The sequence below is a fragment of the Acetobacter sp. DmW_125128 genome, from assembly GCF_008704325.1.
Classification (GTDB): domain Bacteria; phylum Pseudomonadota; class Alphaproteobacteria; order Acetobacterales; family Acetobacteraceae; genus Acetobacter; species Acetobacter oryzifermentans.
In genome coordinates this window covers 1-15,802 of sequence record NZ_VHOP01000019.1, presented here as the reverse complement: position 1 = coordinate 15,802, position 15,802 = coordinate 1, and the positions used below count along the sequence as shown (strand labels likewise).

The 15,802-nt window shown below is 55.3% G+C and carries 15 protein-coding genes; 8 read left to right on the top strand and 7 right to left on the bottom strand.

Features of this window, described 5'->3' with window-relative positions; translation table 11 throughout:
* Positions 1-18: 18 nt before the first annotated feature.
* From FKW19_RS07730 to FKW19_RS07720, 3 genes are read left to right on the top strand one after another with little or no spacing between them, the layout of a single operon-like run.
* Complete coding sequence (locus FKW19_RS07730) at positions 19-1,020, top strand: L-threonylcarbamoyladenylate synthase (RefSeq protein WP_089179894.1); 1,002 nt, start codon at positions 19-21, stop codon at positions 1,018-1,020.
* Positions 1,017-1,580, top strand: coding sequence for a hypothetical protein (locus tag FKW19_RS07725; RefSeq protein WP_035354065.1), 564 nt, complete (start codon positions 1,017-1,019; stop codon positions 1,578-1,580). Before FKW19_RS07730 ends, FKW19_RS07725 begins: the two co-directional genes overlap by 4 nt.
* A 15-nt stretch (positions 1,581-1,595) precedes the next feature.
* Positions 1,596-3,065, top strand: coding sequence for an FAD-binding oxidoreductase (locus FKW19_RS07720; protein WP_089178725.1), 1,470 nt, complete (start codon positions 1,596-1,598; stop codon positions 3,063-3,065).
* A 91-nt stretch (positions 3,066-3,156) separates the two neighbouring features.
* On the opposite strand, the gene FKW19_RS07715 is transcribed toward FKW19_RS07720, so the two are convergent.
* From FKW19_RS07715 to FKW19_RS07705, 3 genes are all read right to left on the bottom strand, one after another.
* Positions 3,157-3,624: a hypothetical protein gene (locus FKW19_RS07715; RefSeq protein WP_063353717.1), complete on the bottom strand. Its 468-nt coding sequence runs from the start codon at positions 3,622-3,624 to the stop codon at positions 3,157-3,159.
* Positions 3,625-3,657: 33 nt separating this feature from the next.
* Positions 3,658-4,314, bottom strand: coding sequence for a hypothetical protein (locus tag FKW19_RS07710; RefSeq protein WP_035354071.1), 657 nt, complete (start codon positions 4,312-4,314; stop codon positions 3,658-3,660).
* Between the two features lie 275 nt (positions 4,315-4,589).
* Positions 4,590-5,156, bottom strand: coding sequence for a cob(I)yrinic acid a,c-diamide adenosyltransferase (locus FKW19_RS07705; RefSeq protein WP_089178724.1), 567 nt, complete (start codon positions 5,154-5,156; stop codon positions 4,590-4,592).
* Positions 5,157-5,299: 143 nt separating this feature from the next.
* Here FKW19_RS07705 and FKW19_RS07700 point away from each other — a divergent pair, with 143 nt between their 5' ends.
* Both FKW19_RS07700 and FKW19_RS07695 read left to right on the top strand, forming a co-directional pair.
* Positions 5,300-5,686 carry a DUF423 domain-containing protein gene (locus FKW19_RS07700; RefSeq protein ID WP_231621270.1) on the top strand — a complete coding sequence of 129 codons (387 nt, stop codon included), beginning with the start codon at positions 5,300-5,302 and terminating at the stop codon, positions 5,684-5,686.
* On the top strand, positions 5,683-6,657 hold the full coding sequence (locus FKW19_RS07695; RefSeq protein ID WP_089178722.1) for an SAM-dependent methyltransferase: 975 nt from the start codon (positions 5,683-5,685) through the stop codon (positions 6,655-6,657). Before FKW19_RS07700 ends, FKW19_RS07695 begins: the two co-directional genes overlap by 4 nt.
* 62 nt (positions 6,658-6,719) lie before the next feature.
* Here FKW19_RS07695 and FKW19_RS07690 read toward each other — a convergent pair whose 3' ends face one another.
* Together FKW19_RS07690 and FKW19_RS07685 are read right to left on the bottom strand one after the other, a co-directional pair.
* On the bottom strand, positions 6,720-7,007 hold the full coding sequence (locus FKW19_RS07690; RefSeq protein ID WP_063353712.1) for a hypothetical protein: 288 nt from the start codon (positions 7,005-7,007) through the stop codon (positions 6,720-6,722).
* Between the two features lie 8 nt (positions 7,008-7,015).
* Positions 7,016-7,588 carry a hypothetical protein gene (locus FKW19_RS07685; RefSeq protein WP_193561062.1) on the bottom strand — a complete coding sequence of 191 codons (573 nt, stop codon included), beginning with the start codon at positions 7,586-7,588 and terminating at the stop codon, positions 7,016-7,018.
* A gap of 98 nt (positions 7,589-7,686) precedes the next feature.
* Here FKW19_RS07685 and FKW19_RS07680 point away from each other — a divergent pair, with 98 nt between their 5' ends.
* Positions 7,687-7,950 (top strand): DUF1653 domain-containing protein, encoded by a 264-nt coding sequence (locus tag FKW19_RS07680; protein ID WP_193561060.1) that lies wholly within the window; start codon positions 7,687-7,689, stop codon positions 7,948-7,950.
* A 33-nt stretch (positions 7,951-7,983) separates the two neighbouring features.
* On the opposite strand, the gene acs is transcribed toward FKW19_RS07680, so the two are convergent.
* Together acs and FKW19_RS07670 are read right to left on the bottom strand one after the other, a co-directional pair.
* Positions 7,984-9,906 carry an acetate--CoA ligase gene (acs, locus tag FKW19_RS07675; protein WP_089178721.1) on the bottom strand — a complete coding sequence of 641 codons (1,923 nt, stop codon included), beginning with the start codon at positions 9,904-9,906 and terminating at the stop codon, positions 7,984-7,986.
* A gap of 217 nt (positions 9,907-10,123) precedes the next feature.
* Positions 10,124-10,558 carry a DUF4148 domain-containing protein gene (locus tag FKW19_RS07670; protein ID WP_089178720.1) on the bottom strand — a complete coding sequence of 145 codons (435 nt, stop codon included), beginning with the start codon at positions 10,556-10,558 and terminating at the stop codon, positions 10,124-10,126.
* 541 nt (positions 10,559-11,099) lie between these two features.
* Here FKW19_RS07670 and FKW19_RS07665 point away from each other — a divergent pair.
* Positions 11,100-11,813 (top strand): GntR family transcriptional regulator, encoded by a 714-nt coding sequence (locus FKW19_RS07665; RefSeq protein WP_063353709.1) that lies wholly within the window; start codon positions 11,100-11,102, stop codon positions 11,811-11,813.
* Positions 11,814-11,922: 109 nt separating this feature from the next.
* On the top strand, positions 11,923-15,648 hold the full coding sequence (gene putA, locus FKW19_RS07660; protein ID WP_089178719.1) for a bifunctional proline dehydrogenase/L-glutamate gamma-semialdehyde dehydrogenase PutA: 3,726 nt from the start codon (positions 11,923-11,925) through the stop codon (positions 15,646-15,648).
* Positions 15,649-15,802: the final 154 nt, after the last annotated feature.

Below are 15,802 nucleotides of genomic sequence, written 5' to 3'. Positions count from 1 at the left end.
TTACCATTACAGAGACGTATGACTGACCTTCTGGACGCCTCCTCCTCTGGCCTTCAAACAGCCGCCCGCATCTTGCGCGAGGGTGGCTTGGTGGCGTTTGGAACAGAAACAGTTTACGGCCTTGGCGGAGATGCCACGCAGCCCCAAACCGTGGCCCGGATTTTTGAGGCCAAAAACCGCCCACGCTTTAACCCGCTTATCAGCCATTTTGCAGATGCACAGGCCGCTTTTACGCAGGTTACCGCCAACCCGCTTGCGCATAAATTAGCGCACATGTTCTGGCCCGGCCCGCTTACGCTTATTCTGCCCCGCGCCCCCCACAGCACCGTAAGTGATCTGGCTGCCGATGGCCTGCCCACCTTGGCCGTGCGCGTGCCCAAAGGGCAAACCGTGCAAGCTTTGCTCAAGCTGGTGCAACGCCCCATTGCGGCCCCTTCCGCCAACCGCTCCGGCCGCATCAGCCCCTCCGATGCAGCCCATGTGCTGGAAGAACTGGATGGCCGTATTGATGCGGTGCTGGATAGCGGCCCCTGCCAAGTTGGTGTGGAAAGCACCGTGCTGGATATTTCCAACCCTGAACGCCCTACCCTCTTACGCCCCGGCGGCATAACACTGGAAGCCTTGCAAGTTGTATGCGGCACCATTTTTATGCCGGAAACAGAGGTGGATGCCGCCCCGGCATCTCCCGGCAGAATGCTTTCACATTACGCGCCGCACCTTCCCGTTCGGCTCAACGCAGTTGATGTTGCGCCAGATGAAGCCTTGCTGGCCTTTGGCAACACGCAGCCCAGCAGCGCACCCCTAAGCTGGAACCTGAGCGAAAGTGGCAATCTGGAAGAAGCTGCCGCACGCCTGTTTACCGGCCTGCGGACGCTGGACAAGCAAGGCCAGAACCTTCACCTACGCGGCATTGCAGTGCAGCCTATTCCGCCCCACGGGCTTGGGCTTGCCATACAGGACCGGTTAAACCGTGCGGCAGCCCCACGCCCTACCCTGCCCCCGGAAGACTTGCCCGCATGAGCGATATTGACCCCAAAGAACTGAAAATTCTTTCGGATATTCTGGCACTGGTGCTGGAAGATCAGCCGGGCCAATCCGCTACTGCGCTGGAGGCCTTGCGTAACCGGGCCAAACGCAACGCCACCACAGGCGGCGCGCTTAAAAACCTATTCCAGACCATTGCAGCAGACCCCGAAAAGGCCAAACCTGCGCGGGCCAGCAAAACACGGGCCAGCAGCCGCGCTTCAGCCACCAAAGCACAGACAGATATGTCTGATACCTATCGCGCCCAGTTGCAGGAACTGAGAAACAACATTGTTTCTTTGGATCGGAAACTGCGCAGCGCCAATGCCCAGAACGAAACCCTTAAATCTGAGCTGTATCTGACCTTGCAGGCCCGCGCAGAAATGCAGGCCCAGATGGCGCAGATACAAAGCTTGGGCCAGTATCAACGCCGTATGACCATAGTGATTGCCACTGTTGCCGGGCTTTTGGCTGGCATTGCGGGGGCGGAACTTTATCATTCCTTTTTTCCACCGCACATTAGTACTGCGTCAGAAAACGCCCGTTACCTTTACTGATGTTTTCTTTATTTTATGTGCTCACCCCTTTTGCAGGAACTCGCGCCTATGCCTGAAAACGCCGCCCTTCCCCAATCCCTGCATGATGCCCTTTTACAGCTTCTGGGGCCGACAGGCCTGCTGACAACGGCTTCGGATGTAGATCCGTTCTGCATAGATTGGCGCGCGCTTTACCATGGCAAATGCGCTGCTGTTCTGCGCCCGGCTAACACAGAAGAATGCGCAAAAGCTGTTGCCCTGTGCCAGCAACACAACGTGCCCATGGTGCCACAAGGCGGCAACACCAGTATGGTTGGCGGCGCAACGCCAGATAACACCGGCAAGGCTGTTGTTATTTCCACCACCCGCATGACGCGTATTCATGACATTGATCACGCTGATCTCACCATGACGGTAGAAGCTGGCGTAACGCTTAAAGCCGCGCAGGATGCCGCAGCCAAGGAAGGGCTGCTGCTGCCCCTTTCCATTTCATCTGAAGGCTCTGCCGATATTGGGGGTATTCTGGCCACCAATGCTGGCGGCAACAACACTGTGCGCTACGGCAACGCGCGTGAACTGGCATTGGGGCTGGAAGCTGTCATGCCCGATGGCAATGTGCTGAACCTGATGCGCAAGCTACGCAAGGATAATACCGGCTACGCCTTGCGCCAGCTTTTGGTTGGATCTGAGGGCACGCTGGGTATTATCACGCAGGCTATTATTCAGCTTCAACCAGCCCCCCGCTCGCGCGAGACAGCTTTGTGTGCCGTAGCGGATGCCAAGGGGGCGCTGGATCTGTTTGCGGCATTCCGCAAGCAGGACCCTTCTGCCATTCAGGCTTTTGAGTTCATGTCTGGCACCAGCATGGCATTGGTTAACAAACTGATTGAAGGCGCACCGCTGCCATTAAGCGAACCCGCACCCGCTTATGCGCTGGTAGAATTAGGCAGCCCACGTGCAGATGACAGCCTGCGTTCCCTTATGGAAGAAGTGCTGGGCACAGCGCTGGAAGACGGGTTGGTAACGGATGCCGTGCTGGCAGAAAGTGAAGCCCAGCGCCAAAGCCTATGGATGATTCGTGAGGAACATGCAGAAGCCCAGAAACGCGCCGGAGCATCTGTTAAAAACGATGTATCCGTGCCTCTGGCCGCTATTCCAACCTTTATAGATGAAGCCACCAAAGCGTGCGAAGCGCTTATTCCCGGTATTCGGGTGGCACCGTTTGGGCATATTGGGGATGGTAACATCCACTTTAATCTGGTGCAGCCCGAAGGCGCAGACCCCAAGGCGTTTCTGGCGCAGGACCATGCCATGATGGACACTGTGGCTGCAATTGTGCGCAAACTTGGCGGTTCTTTCTCTGCCGAGCACGGTGTAGGCCAGCTTAAAACTTACATGATGCCATCATGGCGCGGCGGCGCAGAACTGGAAACCATGCGCCGTATCAAAAATGCGCTGGACCCCAAGAACCTGATGAACCCGGGCAAGGTCTTCCCCGCATCCTGAAAAAATAATCAGGCACTCTGTATAATAAAAAGGGAGACCAATTCAATGGTCTCCCTTTTTATTACTTGAACAGATATTGCAGACTACAGAATTATCTACGGATTTTTAAAAAATCCATGGCAGGGTAGCGTAACGCCAAAAGCTGCAAAATAAACGCAGGCAACACCACAAGCCCCGGATCAAACCCCACCAGCACCATGGCGGCAAAGGTAAAAACCGGCGCCAGATTACGTTCCATACGTGCGCCATCTGGGGTGCCACATGCCATAAGAGAGCACGCGCCCCCTACCACCAGCAATGCGGCAGCAGAAGCGGCCCGGAACGGATGGGCCATCATATCTGGCACCAATCCGCCCTGCATGGTTTCCAGAGAGGACATATCAGACGACCATCCCGCCAACCCGAACAAAAAGCTAAACGGCAGGATAAGCACGCCAAAAATATCCTTCAACAGAGCCAGAAAGCCCATAACAAGAGGCGGCAGCAACACACAGGCCACCCCTACGGCAATATCCGCCACCAGCAACACCAACGCTGGCGTGACAGGAGGATTCCTCACGCAGAGTGTCTTTTTACAAACAGAAGCAGAGTGTTAATCCTTCCACCATTTAACAGGCTGCGGTTCATCTTCAACCACGTCTTCCTTTGCCAGCTCATACTGGCGGCGCGGGCGGCCGCGCGGTTTGGCTTCCACTTGGCGCTTTAGGCTGGTAATTTCTTCATCACGTTCTGCCACCAGCCGGTTTGCGGCCCGAAGCTGGCGGCCTGTTTCAGCCAGTTCCGCTTCCTGCTCCGCCACTTTGGCTTTCAGCTCACGCACCATCATATCGGCGTGGCCTTTTTGGGTTTGCAGGGCATGCTGCGCAGCCTGCACTTCACCCAATTGGCGTTCCATTTCTTCCACACGCAGCTTTTCTTCCGCCACCAAACGGCGCAGACGAGAAACTTCGCTGTTTTCTTCTTCAGAAAAATGAACAGCGCGGGATGTTGTAGGGGTGCGGGGGGCTGCAACCGTGCGGGGCGTAATACGGGCCAGAGAATGCTTTTCTACCGGCACTTCGCCATCACGCACAAATCTTCGCCGCTTGTTGCCTGTGGCATCTGCGGCAGGCCGAGGGGCGGACGGCGCAGACCGCCCTTTGTGAGATGCGCCAAGCCGTTCCAGCGCATTGCGCATGGAAGCTTCTTCCAGCCCTTCATCCCGTTCTCTATCGGCATCCAAGGGTGGCATAAAAGATGTTGTATTCATAAATCTGGAAGTCACTTTAAGAAAAATGGTCTGTTGATACAGTTCTTAAGCATTCCATCAGCCGTTATATTCTGGCATTTGCCCGTGCGATATCCAACACGGTTCCAGCCAATCCTTCATGATGCTTTGCAGCAGACATGAAACCACACATTACAAACGGACAGACAGAATTATTACACACGTTTTATAATGTGTTTTTGTTCTTACTAGACAGTATTATCATGTCTCCCCTGCCATGTTCAAGCACAAGACAGAGGTTTTCATCAGGTTTTCTCTTATTTTTCAGGAATCCATACCAGATCGGTCTGCCCATCTGCATTAAAGTGACGCGCCAGAACAAAAAAGTAATCAGATAACCTGTTCATGATCTGTAGCAGAACAGGATTGATTGTTTCTTTCTCAGCCAGCGCCACCATGCGCCGTTCTGCCGCACGTGCCTGCGTGCGCGCCAGATGCGCCCACGCTGCGGGAACAGACCCACCGGGTAATACAAAACTTGTGAGAGGCTTTTGGGCAGACCGCAACTGCTCTACCCATTCTTCCAGTTTTAAAACAGCACTTTCCTGCATGCGCTTAGCGCGGGCAGCCTTTGGCCCTTCCTCTGGCTGGCACAAATCTGCCCCCATATCAAACAGCATGTTCTGTACAGCAGCAAGTTGGCTTACCACAGCGCTATCTTGTGGTGCATGGGCGCGCACAAGGCCAGTTATGGCATTCACTTCATCCAACGTGCCCAAAGCTTCTATGCGTGCACTGCTTTTTTGAACGCGCGCACCATTGCCTAAAGATGTCTGCCCACTATCTCCACCGCGTGTGACGATACGATCCAGCCTGATGCTCATGTTTTAGATTTTCCTGCTCTCATTTTTGCATAATGCGCCACCACAATTTGGCGCAAACTTTATAAAGGCCAACGCAGGAAATAGCCGGGCATGTTGCCTTTCCTGTTTTCCATTACGGCGGCTGCGCCTATACAGCAGAACTTATGTCCTTTTCACTTCTTCTTCCGCGCCTGTGGCGCATATGCGGGGGCCTTCTGGCCGCTACCGGCACCGTTATGGGCGCGCTTACCGCCCACCTGCCAGATTCGGCCTTTGCTGCCGGTGGCCGCGTTATGGCCCATAGCGGCATGGAAATGCAGATGTGGCAAGGCATTGCCCTTGTTGCGCTGGGCCTTACAACCAAACCCCAAGCTGGCCGCATATTGCTGGCAGGGGGGTGCGGGCTGGTGCTGGGCACGCTGCTGTTTTGCGCAGGCGTGTATTACACAGCCTTTACCGGCCACCATGCAGCCCATGTTGCCCCTACGGGTGGCAGTTTGCTGATTCTTTCCTGGCTATTACTTTCCATTAGCTGGATGTGCCGAGCATGAGCACCATTCGCACAGCATGGCTTGCCGCCGATGGCCTGACATCCGTTTTAGAAGCTGATCTGGCATGGCGCGGCGTGACAATTGACCGCTGGCATGGCCGTTTAGCACTTTCCAGCAGCAAACCCGTATATTCCCCTTGGGCGCTGGATATCTGGCTGAACCCACAGGTGGTAGAGATAACCTCTATCCGCAATGCCGCAGATACTTTGCGTGCTCTTCAGCGAAACTGGAGCCTGTATGCGGTTGATCACTTTCGACGCACCGCGCTGATTACAGACAAACTGCCTCCGGTTAAAGCGGCGCCACTGGTGTTTCCCACACTGCCGCCCACCAGCCCCTTGGGTGCGTGGACGCTGCTGGATACCAACACGCTGCTTTTTTCTGCACGCAAAACCAGTCCGTTTGTAAATGGTGCACCGCAGTTTGTAGAAAACCGCACCGGCCCACCTTCTCGCGCCTATCTGAAATTATGGGAAGCCTGCACGCGCCTTGGCCGCTGGCCCACACCGAATGAGCGTTGTTATGATCTGGGTGCAACACCGGGCGGATGGACATGGGCCATTGCCAACCTTGGAGCGCAGGTAACAGCGTTTGATCGCGCACCGCTTGACTCCAAAGTGGCCACCATGCCGGGCGTATCCTTCCAGCAAGCCAGCGCCTTTGGGTTGGAACCCGAAAAACTTGCTGCGGTGGACTGGATGTTTTCAGACATCATTGCTTACCCGCAGCGCCTTTTACGGCTTACGCAAAACTGGATTACTTCTGGCAACACCAACAACATTGTGCTGACGGTAAAGTTTCAGGGTGAAACCGACCATGAAATTGTTGCTGCGTTTGAGGCCATTCCGGGTGGCAGCTTGGCGCATCTGGCCCATAACAAACATGAGCTGACATTTTTCTGGAACAAAGCAGCCGCAGCCGAAAACAGGCCCACATTAGCAGGCACAAACCTTGCGGAAGAAGCCGCGTAAACCACACGCCAAACGTGCCGCCTAATACCTCACCCCAGATAAAGCCCGCTTTGGAACGGGCGTTATCTGGCCCGCTTGCGCCACAATTTTTCCAGCACCTGCACCAGCAGAACAGCCAGAATAAAGCAGCCCAGCATCAACCCGATAGAAACGGCATTTTGAGTGCGGGCTTGCCCATCACCAGCCAGAAGTTGCAACAGGTGCGTGCCAGCCTGCCCACCCGTAACGGAATCAAATTTGGGCAGCAACGCTAAGCCGCCGCGCAAAAGAGCAATGAGCACCACGGTAATTGCCACCGTGGCCAGTGTTTTTAGCGCCGTATAGGCCAAACCGGGTTGAGGTGCTGGCACTTTAAAAATTACCGGGTTGAGGACTTACCGTGTTTGCGCATCTGCGCCTGATGCTGCTCGATAGAATCTTTCAACCCCGGTACATCCTGCGCCACAATGGTATCTACATAGGTGTTGTTCTTCCAAACCCAGCGGTCTGTGCCATCCACCACAATATCCTTCATCCCCCCGTGGGCGGTGGACATCAGTTCAATTGGCCCGCTAACGGAATCCAGAATCTTGTCCCAATCATTCCCGCGCTTCAGATACACATCTGTTGAACACCCCGCAGAGCCACACAGGCTGGCAGATTGCACCTGCACAAACAGCGCCATGCTACCGCCACTGGTGCCAAGTGGGGCAGAACCAATCAATACCAATGGTTTTTCCTTATGCCGGGCGGCGGCAGCCATATCCTCGGCATTCAGGCGGCGGGCTTCCTTGTCCAGCGATGTTCCCGGCTGGCTTGTGAGCACAACCGGCGCACCACCAGCGGGGCTACGGGCCGCAGCCGCATGATGCGTGCGCTTGGATGTATGCGCATGCGTTTTGGTATGGCCCGTGGTTGTGGCGTGGCCGGGATTAACGCAAAACAGAAACATAAAGCCAGTTAACGCCTGACACAGCACAACACGATGGTTCAAAAGTGCGCTCCTTCCGCAACACAGGATCATAACCTACCCAGCAGGATATCCCGATCATGATAGAACATAACCAGAATAAAGCAGATACCCAAGTGCCAGAAATGCCCTGCCCCGGTCTTTATAAACATTACAAGGGCGGACTTTATACTGTGATCTGCACAGGCCGCCACAGTGAAACCGAAGAATGGCTTGTAACCTACCGCAGTGAAGCACGAGGAGATTACTGGGTGCGTCCCCTTGCCATGTGGCAGGAAAGTGTAAACGGCGCGCCACGCTTTGCGTTGCTTAAAGCTGCCAGAGTGGCAGAAACCGGGGCATAAGCGCCCCGGCTATGTGTAATAAGGCCCAGTTAATCAGCTATTCTGCTGGGCAACCAGCTTTATCAGCTCGGCCACAATATCCGGATCTGCCAAGGTAGACAGATCCCCCATATTTTCCAGATCATTGGATGCAATTTTGCGCAACAGACGCCGCACAATTTTGCCCGAACGTGTTTTAGGCAGATCCGGCACAACGTAAATTTTTTCTGGCACCGCATAGCGGCCCACACCGGCTGCCACGGCCTTGTTTACGGCTGTGGCATCAAACGCGCCCTCCGCCTTGGGCACCACAAACACCACAAGGGCCTGCCCTTTCAAATCATGCGGCACGCCAACAGCCGCACTTTCCACCACGGCATGATCTTCGGCCACGGCATCTTCAATTTCCGCCGTGCCAATGCGGTGGCCAGATACGTTCACCACATCATCCACCCGGCCGGTAATCCAGTAATAGCCGGTGGCATCCCGCCGCGCACCATCGCCAGAAAAATAATGTCCCGGGCATGTGCTGAAATAGGTTTTACGGAAACGTTCGTGATCCTGCCATAACGTCATGGCCTGTCCGGGCCAAGATTGAGCAAGGCACAGCAGGCCTTCGCCCTCGCCTTCAATATCCTGCCCTTTGGTATCTGTAAGCGTAACAGCAATACCCGGCAGAGGCAGCCCTGCGGCCCCCGGCTTGCCCGCAACATTCTGGGCACAGGCGGTAATCATCACGCCGCCAGTTTCTGTCTGCCACCATGTATCGGCCACCGGGCAGGCATTGCGCCCCACTTCTGTATAAAACCACTTCCATGCTTCCGGGCTAATCGGCTCACCCACCGTGCCCAGCACACGCAGGCTGGACAAAGAACGACTTTGCACCACGGCATCATCTTCCCGCATGGCAGCACGAATAACTGTGGGAGATGTATAGAAAACCGAAACCTGATTCTGATCTATAACATCCCACCAGCGGCCGGGCTGCGGCCATGATGGCAGGCCTTCATATACAAGAATGGTGCCGCCATTTACCAGAGGCCCATACACAACATAGGTGTGGCCGGTAATCCAGCTTGTATCCGCCGTGCACCAGAACACATCATTGGGTTTGGCATCAAACACCATTTCATGCGTGAAAGAGGCCCACACCAAATACCCGCCGGTGCTGTGTACCAACCCTTTGGGGCGGCCAGTGCTGCCAGATGTGTAAAGCAGGAACAGCGGATCACACGCGTTCATAACTTCTGGCGGGCAATCCGGCATTTCAAGCGCTACTTCTGCTGTGTAGGACAGATCCCGCCCTTCTTGCATCGGCACAGCGGCTCCCGTTACAGGCACCACCAGCACGTTGCTTACAGTGCTTTCTGCCCCACACAACTTTATGGCGTCATCCATTGTGGCTTTGCTGGGGATTTGCTTGGGCCCTCGGCGTGCCACGTCTGCAGTAATAACCACCACGGCGCCACTGTCCTTTAGGCGTTCGGCCAGCCCTTCAGCAGAAAAACCACCAAACAGCACCACATGCACAGCACCAATGCGGGCGCAAGCCAGCATGGAAATAACCCCTTCCGCCACCATAGGCAGATGGATGGCCACGCGGTCTCCCTTTTTTACACCCAAGCGGCGCAGCACATTGCCCAAGCGGCATACACGGGCATGCAGTTCCCGGTATGAAAGTACCTCGCGGTGCCCATCTTCCTGCCCCTGCCAGATCAGGGCCGCGTTATCGGGCTGATACAGAACGTGCCGATCAAGGCAGTTTTCTGCCGCATTCAGCCGCCCGTCTTCATACCAAGAAATACGCACATCGCCTGTAAAATCAGAGCGGGAGGCCTGCATCGGTTGCGTATGCCACGCAAGCCGTTGCGCTTGAGCAAGCCAGAATTCCTCCGGATCACGTTGCGCCCGCTGCACAAGATCCTGATACCGATCAGAAACGGGGTTATCCGTTGCGGGGAAAAACGCATCTACCACTCTGTCTGGCCCTTTCGGCTTCTGTTGTTCTTGTTACGAAACAGAACTGGTTTGACCATATTGCACGCCAGCATGAAAGACCCTGCGCCCTATGAACACTAAATTAAAGTGCGTTCATACAGAAAAAGGGTCAGCCACCTGTGTGACTGACCCTTCCATCATGCCGTGTTCAGCGTGATCCGGCCTTATCAAGAAAACCGGAATAACAGCCTTGTGCTTACAGAGAAGCCTTGGCCCGTTCCAGAACAGCCTTACAGGTTTTCTGGCGCACTGGCAGAACAGCCATGGCAATGGTGTAGGTGTGGTTGTTGGCATGCAGCAGACCAGCAGAACCGTTGGCGTAAGACATATTGCCTTCCTGCCCTTCCGGCACGGCGTTGGTCTTTTTGTTGTATTCCTGCAACGTGCGCCAGCCATCGTCGTAATCAACGTATTCGTTCTGCACACAGTAGTTCAGCAGGCCAGCATTTTCTGCCGGATCAATGGAACCAACAAAGCCAGACGGATCTACATCTGTCAGGCGGGATGTATCTCCGGCGCGTGTTACGGGCGCATCTGTATTTTCCTGCGCATGGGCAGACACAGCAGCCCCTGCCAGCAGAGATGTGGTGAGGGCAAGCGCCGACAGGGCACGTACGGCAATCAGTTTCATTCAGAATCTCCCTAGCGGAATATGCCTCAAACTGCCCTGTATCTGCCTGAAAGATCAAGCAGCCCCATTGCGCACCCCGCACATGGCAGACCACAGATATATCAGGGTTTTTCCACAACCCCTGCCCCAAGGCTTGTCTTGCACGCGGCCCGTGCCTGCCTTTGCGCAGCACCAACAGCCCAAGCCCCGCCAGCCTGCCCCCACATGGCAAAGATACGAATATTGATGAATCTGCCTCACTTTTCTTAATTCACCCACAACACAAAAAGCCTGATTTTTGTGAACTTCCCTGTTGCGCCTCTGTAAGATGTGTGGAGTATCTGGAGCCGCTTCTTTATGTTATAACAAACTGTGCAGAAAGTGTTATTCGTGCTTTCTTGCACCCCTCACGCTAGATCACGATCTAGTGAGTGTCTGAGCAAAGCTGGGCCTTCTATCCAAATATACACCTAACTTTCACCGAAAATTGGACAGCCAGCCAGCCAGCAGGGTACAACGTTAACTTGTATCGAAAAAGAAACGACAAGCGGGAACACAAGGCATGCTGCCAGCCAGCCTTTTTGCAAGCACGGAAATAACAGGCCACGGCACCGCTTCTGAAACCATATGCGATGCCCTGCGCCGCGCCATTTTGGAAGACCAGATTCAGCCCGGCCAACCTCTGCCACAATCTGAACTGGCAAGTGGCTTTGGTGTTAGCATTATTCCTGTGCGCGAAGCCCTGAAACATCTGGAAGCCGAAGGGCTTGTCACCTTCATGCCTAATAAAGGGGCGATGGTGATTGGCATGAATGAGGCGGATATTCTGGAATACTCCCAGATTCGTGCCATTTTAGAGGAACGCGCCGCCGCAGAAGGTGTGCGCAACATGACACGCGTTGATTTTGCCCGTGTAGAAGATGCGTATGAGGCCTTTGTAGAAGGTGTGCATGGCCCTTCTGGCCGTATTCGCTCTGGCGCGCTCAACCGCGCTTTTCATAATTCCATTTACGCCTCAGCCCGCAGCCCGCGCCTGCTGGAAATGATAGAAGACCTGCACGTGCGGCTTGATCGCTATATTCGGGGGCATCTGGTGATAGAGGGCCGCAAGGATATTACAGATCTGGAACACAAGGCGATTCTGGATGCCTGCCGCAACCGCGATGCCGATTTATGCGCAAAGCTTACACGCGCGCATATTCTGGAATCCGCTGCTATTTCCATAGATGTGTTCCGCACCCGAAAAGCCGCTAAAACCGCCGCAACAGGCACCTAATTTCCTCTCACGGAAACTCACAAAAACCTCAGCGCTACAGGTCGGATTTACAGAGCGGAACACCTCTGCATTTTCGGATAATATATTATGTTGCAAATCATATATTATCATGCAAGGAGGGAATAATCATTATGAAGCCAAAACTACCTGCACACTCGGCAGGCCCGGTTCTGGCTCACCAATCCGGAATGAAAAGCCCATGTCATCCACAGACACGTTCGCTCCTGATTTTGCATCCCGCACCCCACTTCGGCAGGCTATTATTGAAGCCATGCGCCGCCCCGAAGCCCAGTGTGTGGAAACCCTGACACCAGATGCCACATTAACAGAGGCCGAAAACGGCAGCGTAGCCACTATGGCCTCTCAACTGGCCGAGGCCCTGCGTGCACGCCGCAGCCCGGGGCTGGTGGAAACGCTGGTGCAGGAATTCTCTCTTTCCTCCACCGAGGGCGTGGCCCTGATGTGTCTGGCCGAAGCGCTGCTGCGTATTCCCGACATGGCCACGCGCGATGCGCTGATTCAGGACAAGATTGGTGAAAGCAACTGGCTTTCTCATGTTGCGCGCGGCAAGCCTTTGTTTGCCAACGCTGCCGCATGGGGGCTGGCGCTTACCGGCAAACTTGTAACCGGTCATGATGAAGGCACGCTTGCCAGCTCTCTGCTCAACTTTGCAGAACGCACATCCAAACCCATTATCCGCAAGGCCGTAGATGCCGCCATGCGCCTGATGGGCGAACAGTTTGTGCTGGGCCAGACTATTGATCAGGCCCGTAAGAACAGCGCCAAGCTAGAAGCTATCGGTTTTTCCTATTCCTACGATATGCTGGGCGAAGCGGCGTTTACCGCGCATGATGCCGAACGCTACCGGCAGGATTACATCAACGCCATTAACACCATTGGCCGCAGCGCAACCGGCAACAATGTGTATGACCGGCCCGGCATTTCCATCAAACTCTCCGCCCTGCACCCACGCTATGCCCGCGCGCAGCATGACCGCGTTATGGGTGAACTGCTGCCAGTTGTGCAGGAACTTACGCTGCTGGCCCGCAAATACGATATCGGCCTGAACATTGATGCGGAAGAAACAGAACGTTTGGATGTTTCTTTAGATATTCTAGAAGCCCTGTGCGCCACACCGGGGTTGGAAGGCTGGAACGGTATTGGGTTTGTCGTGCAGGCTTACGGCAAACGCTGCCCGTATGTGCTGGATTACATTATTGATCTGGCCAAACGCAGCAACCGCCGCATTATGGTGCGTTTGGTAAAAGGCGCTTACTGGGATAGCGAAATCAAGAAGGCGCAGGTTGAGGGCATGGCGGATTTTCCCGTTTATACCCGCAAGTGCCACACAGATATCAGCTACATTGCCTGTGCCCGCAAACTGCTGAACGCGCGTGATGTTATTTTTCCGCAGTTCGCCACACATAACGCTCGCACGCTTTCCACCATTTACACTTTGGCGGGCGAACAATTCGCGCTTGGCTCTTACGAATTCCAGTGCCTGCATGGCATGGGTGAACCGCTATACAAACAGGTTGTGGGGGCAGACAAGTTCAACCGTCCGTGCCGCATTTATGCACCTGTTGGCACGCATGAAACCCTGCTGGCTTACCTTGTGCGCCGCTTGCTGGAAAACGGTGCAAACTCCTCCTTTGTCAACCAGATTGGAGATAGCGCCATTCCGCTGTCATCCCTGATTGAAAACCCCATTGATGTGGCCCGCCGTTACACACCTTACGGCGCACCGCACACAGAAATCCGCAACCCGCGTGATCTGTTTGCGCCCGAACGCACCAATTCCGCAGGGGTAGATCTGGCGGATGACAAAGTGCTGTCTGCACTGGCCGCCGGTATTAAAGATGCCCCGCAAACGTGGGAAGCCACGCCAATGGTTGTGGGTGTAAAAAAGAAAGGCACTTTCCGCCCTGTTACCAACCCGGCAGACCGGCGCGATGTCGTGGGCAAAGTGTCTTACGCCACGCCAGATATTGTAACAAAAGCTGTAGATGCCGCACAAAAAAGCCAGCAGGATTGGGCTAACCGCAGCCCGGCAGAACGTGCAGACATTCTGCAAAAAGCCTCTGACATTCTGGAAGAACGCACAGATGATCTTCTGGCGCTTCTGGGGCGTGAAGCCGGAAAATCCCTTCCCAACGCAGTGGCGGAAGTGCGCGAGGCTGTAGACTTTCTGCGTTATTACGGCGCCACTATCCGGCGGGATTTTGATAACACCACCCACAAGCCGCTAGGTATTGTGACCTGCATTAGCCCGTGGAACTTCCCGCTGGCCATCTTTATCGGCCAGATTGCCGCAGCCCTTGCGGCTGGCAACGTTGTGCTGGCCAAACCGGCAGAAGAAACACCGCTTGTTGCTGCCGTGGCCGTAGGCATTTTGCAAGAAGCAGGCGTACCCCCCGCAGCCCTGCAACTGCTCACGGGGGAAGGTGACATAGGCGCTGCTGCCGTGGCGGATGAGCGCGTAATGGGTGTGATGTTCACGGGTTCCACCACCGTGGCGCAGATTATCAACCGCCAGCTTCTGGAACGCCGCACAGCCACCGGCCAGCCTGTGCCATTTGTGGCCGAAACTGGCGGCCAGAACGCCATGATTGTGGATTCCTCCGCACTGGCAGAACAGGTTGTGGCCGATGTTCTGGCCTCGGCTTTTGATAGCGCGGGCCAGCGCTGCTCCGCACTGCGCGTTCTGTGTGTGCAGGAAGATTGTGCAGACCACATTCTGGCCATGCTGCGTGGCGCTATGCGCGAACTGCGCATTGGCAACCCCGCACATCTTTCCTGCGATGTCGGCCCGGTGATTACCGAAGAAGCCGCAGCCAACATTACCGCACACGTTAACGCCTTTAAGGCCCGCAAGGCTCCGGTTATGGCGCTGCCTGTGCCAGAAGCCTGCGCCAACGGCAGCTACGTGCCACCCACGCTGATTGAGGTGCTGAACATTCGGGAAATTGGGCCAGAAGTATTTGGCCCCGTGCTGCATGTTCTGCGTTTCCAGCGCGACAAGTTGGAAGAACTGCTGCTGGAAATTAACGATACCGGCTACGGGCTGACATTCGGCCTGCATACCCGGTTGGATTCCACAATCAAAAGCGTGCTTTCACAAGTTGAGGCTGGCAACCTTTACGTCAATCGCAACACCATTGGCGCAGTTGTGGGCGTGCAGCCTTTTGGCGGGCGTGGCCTTTCTGGCACCGGCCCCAAGGCAGGCGGCCCGCTTATTCTGCGCCGTCTGTTATCCGCAGCGCCAACCGTGGCGCAGATTGTGCGTGGCCGCACCACGCCAGAAATGGCGCAGTGGACAGACTGGCTGCGTGAAAAGGGTGAAAGCAAAGCCGCACAGGTTGCTGGCCATCTGGCACGCCTACCGCTGGTGGGTGGAGAAATCACCTTGCCCGGCCCAGTGGGGGAACAGAACATCTACCGCCTGAGCGCACGTGGCAATGTGCTCTGTGTGCCCATTACGCTGGCCGGATTGTATGATCAGGTCTCTCTGGCGCTGGCTGGTGGCAATACGGCACTGGTACTGGCCGAAGAAGAACTGACCGAATGGTTGGACAGACTGCCAGATATTCTGCGCCAAGCTATTCGCCCGGTTGCCAGTGCAACGGCCCTGCCCTGCTCCATCCTGCTGGGAGAGGACGATAACGCCATTTTCCGCAGTGCGCGCAAAACACTGGCCGAAGCCAATGGCCCCATTGTTTCTGCCTTTGTAACAGGCCAGACATTGCCTTCTGTTGAAGTGGTGCTGGAGGAGCAGTCCCGTAGCATCAACACCACCGCAGCGGGCGGCAATGCCAGCCTGATGACGCTGAACTAATTAGCCTGCGCTTTACAAACCAAACCCTCGGCGTTTTTGTGCGCCGGGGGTTTTGTTTGTACGGCTGTGCCACCTGGAGGGTTCTAAAAACCCCCTGGTTTTGAGGTCTTCTGTATGATTCTATTTCTTCTGCGTTGATTGAGGGAATGGCGAT

Excerpts from the sequence above, each read along its gene's own strand:
- FKW19_RS07730 (WP_089179894.1), top strand. The coding sequence starts at position 19 with ATGACTGACCTTCTGGACGCCTCCTCCTCTGGCCTTCAAACAGCCGCC.
- FKW19_RS07725 (WP_035354065.1), top strand. The coding sequence starts at position 1,017 with ATGAGCGATATTGACCCCAAAGAACTGAAAATTCTTTCGGATATTCTG.
- FKW19_RS07720 (WP_089178725.1), top strand. The coding sequence starts at position 1,596 with ATGTGCTCACCCCTTTTGCAGGAACTCGCGCCTATGCCTGAAAACGCC.
- FKW19_RS07710 (WP_035354071.1), bottom strand. The coding sequence starts at position 4,314 with ATGAATACAACATCTTTTATGCCACCCTTGGATGCCGATAGAGAACGG.
- FKW19_RS07705 (WP_089178724.1), bottom strand. The coding sequence starts at position 5,156 with ATGAGCATCAGGCTGGATCGTATCGTCACACGCGGTGGAGATAGTGGG.
- FKW19_RS07700 (WP_231621270.1), top strand. The coding sequence starts at position 5,300 with ATGTCCTTTTCACTTCTTCTTCCGCGCCTGTGGCGCATATGCGGGGGC.
- FKW19_RS07695 (WP_089178722.1), top strand. The coding sequence starts at position 5,683 with ATGAGCACCATTCGCACAGCATGGCTTGCCGCCGATGGCCTGACATCC.
- FKW19_RS07685 (WP_193561062.1), bottom strand. The coding sequence starts at position 7,588 with ATGTTTCTGTTTTGCGTTAATCCCGGCCACGCCACAACCACGGGCCAT.
- FKW19_RS07680 (WP_193561060.1), top strand. The coding sequence starts at position 7,687 with ATGATAGAACATAACCAGAATAAAGCAGATACCCAAGTGCCAGAAATG.
- FKW19_RS07670 (WP_089178720.1), bottom strand. The coding sequence starts at position 10,558 with ATGAAACTGATTGCCGTACGTGCCCTGTCGGCGCTTGCCCTCACCACA.
- FKW19_RS07665 (WP_063353709.1), top strand. The coding sequence starts at position 11,100 with ATGCTGCCAGCCAGCCTTTTTGCAAGCACGGAAATAACAGGCCACGGC.
- putA (WP_089178719.1), top strand. The coding sequence starts at position 11,923 with ATGCAAGGAGGGAATAATCATTATGAAGCCAAAACTACCTGCACACTC.